Source organism: Hymenobacter agri (assembly GCF_054778495.1).
Window position 1 is genome coordinate 1 of record NZ_BAAGZM010000355.1, and the last position, 4,395, is coordinate 4,395.

Below are 4,395 nucleotides of genomic sequence, written 5' to 3' on the forward strand. Positions count from 1 at the left end.
TTCGGCCTCGCCCGCCGCGTCGGCCGCTACTCACTCCGGCGCCACCGCCACCAACAATCAGCCCACCGCCGAAGCCGGCTCGCCCACCGAAGCGCCACCCGACCGCCTCAACCAGATTTTTGAAGGCCTTAAGCAGAAATCCACCGCCAAGCAGGCCATCTACCGCAACACGCAGGCGGCGTTCGACTGCCTGCGGCTGGTGTCGCAGGAACTCGTGCTGGAGCTCAGCCACAAGCTCACGCCCCTCGATTCGAGCGTGGTGATTGAGTACCGGTCCATCAACGACATGGAGTTTCACATCCGGTTTTCGGGCGATTTGCTGGTCTTTGTGATGCACTCCAACATCGTCACCTTCCCCGACGACTACGGCCCCATGGCCAGCAAGTACGTCGAGGCCGATTTCCGCCGCCGGTTTTTCGGCCACATCATGGCCTACAACTTCATGGCCGACAGCATCAAATACCAGCGCCTGAACGACCCCGGCTACCTCGTCGGCCGCCTGCTCGTCAACATCGAAAGCCACTACTTCCTCGAAGGCGTGCAGCAGCTCGAGCTGCCCGACAACGACATGAGCGACAACCGCATCAGCCCCGACATGATGAAGCTCTTCGTGGAAAGCGCCATGATTGCAGCCGTCAACAACGACCTTATCGCCCCGCCGCTGCCCGAAATTCAGCGCATCAGCGTCAAGCAAAAGCTCGAAAACCAGCAGGTGAGCCGCGGCAGCAAAGTCGGCTTCAGCTTTTCGGCCCAGCAGGTGTTGTAGGCTGTTTGAGATTATAGAACGTCATGCTGAGCGCAGTCGAGGCATCTCTACCGCAGCACTAATCAATTTCAGTATTGCGGCAGAGACGCTTCGACTGCGCTCAGCATGACGTGCTTTGCTACCGTTCTAAATGCGCCCGTAGCCCACTTTCTGGCGCACCTTCGCCAGCACGCCCGCACCGTATTCCTGGGCGCGTTGCGCGCCAATGGCCAACGCGGCATCCAGCTCGGGCAGGTTGTTCATGTAGAAATCAAAACGCTCACGCTCGACCGCGAAGCGGCGCAGAATCAGTTCGTACAGCTCTTTTTTGGCGTGGCCGTAGCCGTAGCCGCCGGCCAGATAGTTCTGGCGCATCGTCTCAATCTCGGCCGGCGAGGCCAGCAGCGAGTAAAGCTTGAACGTCACGTCCGTGTCCGGATTTTTGGGCGCTTCGAGCGGGGTGCTGTCCGAAATAATGGTTTTGATTGTTTTCAGCAGCTCTTTTTCGGGCGCGAAAATGTCGATGATGTTGCCGTAGCTCTTGCTCATCTTCGCCCCGTCGGTGCCCGGAATGGTCATTAGCTGCTCGTCGACGCGGGCTTTGGGCAGCACCAGCGTTTCGCCGTAGCGGTTGTTGAAGGCGCTGGCAATGTCGCGGGCAATTTCGAGGTGTTGCACCTGGTCTTTGCCCACGGGCACCACTTCGGCGTCGTAGAGCAGAATATCGGCCGCCATCAGCACGGGGTAGGTGAAGAGGCCGGCGTTCACGTCGGAAAGCTTGTCGCTCTTATCCTTGAAGCTGTGCGCGTTGGCCAGCATAGGGTAGGGCGTGAAGCAGCTCAGGTACCAGGTCAGCTCCGTCACCTGCGGCACGTCGGACTGGCGGTAGAACAGGTTTTTCTCGGTGTCGAAACCGCAGGCCAGCCAGGCGGCGGCCACGGCGTAGGTGTTGGCGCGCAGCACTTCGGGGTCGCGCACGGTGGTGAGCGAGTGCAGGTCGGCGATGAAATAGAGCGAGTCGTTGGCTGGGTTTTTCGACAGCTCGATGGCGGGCAGAATGGCGCCGAGCAGGTTGCCGAGGTGCGGCCGGCCGGTACTCTGAATGCCGGTAAGAATGCGGGACATGCGGGTATGTTGGTTGTCAGTTGTTCGTTGTCAGTTGTTTGTCGTGCCCGTAGTCATTCGACTAATAACCGACAACAAGCAGCTAACAACTAAAAATTAAGGAGTTAAGCGCACGCCTTGGTTGTAGGCGTGCACGGCGGCTGCGAGCTGGGCGCGGCCGACGGCATTGGTGGCAAATTGGCGCTGCAGCACGGGGTCGGCCGGAAACAGGGCTGCCACGAATGTGCCGGGCGCCAGCTTCGGGTCGAACCCCGGCGTGCGGCCGGGACTATACGCAAAGAACGTACTCGTGCCGGCTTTGCGCAGCACCGGCAGCTTCACGTGGGCCTTGAAGTTGGTGCCCATCTCCACTTGGTAGTGGTAGAAAAACAGCTCCACCGGCCCGGTTTCGAGGATTTCGAGCAGCGCGGGTTCCTTGAAATCGGCATCGGTACCGCTGAGGAAGCGGAAGTCGTTCACGCGCACAAAGCGGTGGCTTTCGACGGTGAAAGCCGTGACCTCGGCCGCGCGAAACTTCCGTTCCTTGCCGTTTTTCACGCCCACCATCATGGTCGGGCTGCCGTTTTCGGCCAGCATCAGCTTCAACGAAGCCTCGCCTTTCGAGCCGTTGGCGAGCTGGTAGGTGCCGGGGGCAAAGTTGTACTGGGCGCGGGCCGCGGCGGGCAGCAGCAGGGCCAGGAAAAAAACGAATGGGCGTATGCCTGGCAACACCATAAATATCCGTTCTGTGCCCCTCCGGCAACTTTTACTAATTAAATCCTTGGTTCTGCTATTTCCCAACTGTGGCCACGTAAACCCGCTAATTGGATGGCTGAGCAACTGCCGGGGCGCGGTAAGGCAGATTATTATTCAGCGCGTGGATGACCGTCGGCAAGTCGTCACTGCTAATGAGCTTGTCGTCAAGCAACTTCTCCAAATCGGGGCGCGAGAAGAGGAACGGCCGTACAGCCTCGCGAAACTGTTTGCCGCCTCCGGTGTAGAAGCTGCCCTGCACGGGAATTACCTCCGATTCGCCCGGCCAGTTCAGCAGATAGGCGTGGCTTTCGTAATTCCCGCCGCCGTAGTTCATGCCGCCCGCTCCCATTATAGGGGCGCCGCCGTCCGAATACGTATAGTTTAGCAGCACTACCCGGCCGCTGTCGAGCTGCTCGGCAAATCCTTTGGCAATGTCGGCGTTTAGGCCGCCTCTCACGTGAAAATTGCCGACCGTTACATATTTGCGGGTGTCGATGCGGAAAGACGCTACTTGCTCGGGCGTCAGTTTAATGGTTTTGCCATTGGCGGCTTTCACCAGCAGCTTTTGGCTGCTTTGCAGCTTGAGCTGGCCCTGCTGACGCGTATTGCGGCTTTCGTTCAGCACGTAGGAGCCATTTTCGAACCGACCAAATAATTGTGCCCGGCTGATTGCGGGCAGCAGGAAGGCACTGCTGAAAAACAGGTAGGGGAGAAAGACGTTGCGCATTGGGAAGGGAAGGAGGCGATTGAAAGCTGAAAGTTACACGCTCACATTCTCCACGGCTTCTTCCTGTAGCTCGGTCGTTTCCTCCGGTCCCAGGTACTTGTCAATCAGAAAGTGGGCGAGATAGAGCACCGGCGTGAGCAGAATGGCGGCCGCGAACTTATACCAGTAGTTGGTGTTGGCCACGCTCAGCACCTGGTCCATCGTCCAGTTGCCGAACACGTAGAAGGCCACGTAGAGCACCACAAACGAATCGACGAGCTGCGACACCAGCGTGCTGCCCGTGGCGCGTAGCCACACAAAGCGCCCGCCCGTAGCCTGCCGGATGGCCGCAAAAATGGTGGCATCGAGCAGCTGCCCCACGGCAAAGGCCACAATCGAGCCCGTGATGATGCCAAGGCCCTGCCGGAAAATGCTCTGGTAGGCAAAATCAATGTCGAAGGGCCGGCCTTGGTTGTCCGTCTTGTTCACGTCGAGCCAAAAATCAGCCGGGGGCAGCTTGGTGGTGAGGTAGATAACGCCAAACGCGAACAGGATGAGCACCACCGTGAGGTAGCTGATGCGCAACACGCCGGCCTTGCCGAAATACTCGTTGATGATATCCGTCGTCACAAATACCACCGGCCAGATGAGCACGCCCGCCGTGAGGCTGCCGGGCAAGCCCATCAGCTTGTCGGCCGAAAAAATCTTGACGCCGATAATCTCGGCCAGCAGCGCATTCACCAGGAAAATGCCGCTGAGGACGAGGTAGAGCTGCTGCTTTTTGTGGGCGTAGGTATTCATGGATATTCGTAAAGTCTTGTCATCCTGAGCTTGTGAAGGACCTTTTCACGTCGGCCTGTTTAAGCTTGCTGCAAACAGTTTCGTCGTGAAAAGGTCCTTCGCTGTGCTCAGGATGACAAACGGCATTAAATACTCACCACCAGCCCCTCCAGCGCCAGCGCCGTGCGCGGAAACACCGGCTGCGCCTCGTGTAGCAGCGGCTCCAAGGCCTTGTAGCGGCTGGAGAAGTGGCCCAGCAGCAGCTGCTTCACGCCGGCGGCCTGGGCCAGCAGGGCGGCCTGGC

Annotated in this window: 5 protein-coding genes; 1 reads left to right on the forward strand and 4 read right to left on the reverse strand. The window is 59.0% G+C overall.

All coding sequences use genetic code 11. From position 1 onward, the window contains the following. Positions 1-766, forward strand: a 766-nt coding sequence (locus tag ACYVDE_RS15520) for a hypothetical protein (protein WP_460502448.1), incomplete at its 5' end; no start/stop codon positions are given. Positions 767-892: 126 nt separating this feature from the next. Here the strand turns inward: ACYVDE_RS15520 and trpS are convergent. The 4 genes from trpS to ACYVDE_RS15540 form a co-directional block, all read right to left on the reverse strand. Next, the gene (trpS, locus tag ACYVDE_RS15525) at positions 893-1,870 is read right to left on the reverse strand and encodes a tryptophan--tRNA ligase (RefSeq protein ID WP_460502449.1); all 978 of its coding nucleotides are present in this window, start codon (positions 1,868-1,870) and stop codon (positions 893-895) included. Positions 1,871-1,966: 96 nt separating this feature from the next. Continuing rightward, a complete protein-coding gene (locus ACYVDE_RS15530) occupies positions 1,967-2,584 on the reverse strand; it encodes a hypothetical protein (protein ID WP_460502450.1) in 618 nt (205 codons plus the stop codon). 85 nt (positions 2,585-2,669) lie between these two features. Beyond that, entirely contained in the window at positions 2,670-3,332 is a 663-nt protein-coding gene (locus ACYVDE_RS15535) for a hypothetical protein (RefSeq protein WP_460502451.1), read from the reverse strand. A gap of 33 nt (positions 3,333-3,365) precedes the next feature. Beyond that, positions 3,366-4,112 carry a VUT family protein gene (locus ACYVDE_RS15540; RefSeq protein WP_460502452.1) on the reverse strand — a complete coding sequence of 249 codons (747 nt, stop codon included), beginning with the start codon at positions 4,110-4,112 and terminating at the stop codon, positions 3,366-3,368. Between the last annotated feature and the right edge of the window lie 283 nt (positions 4,113-4,395).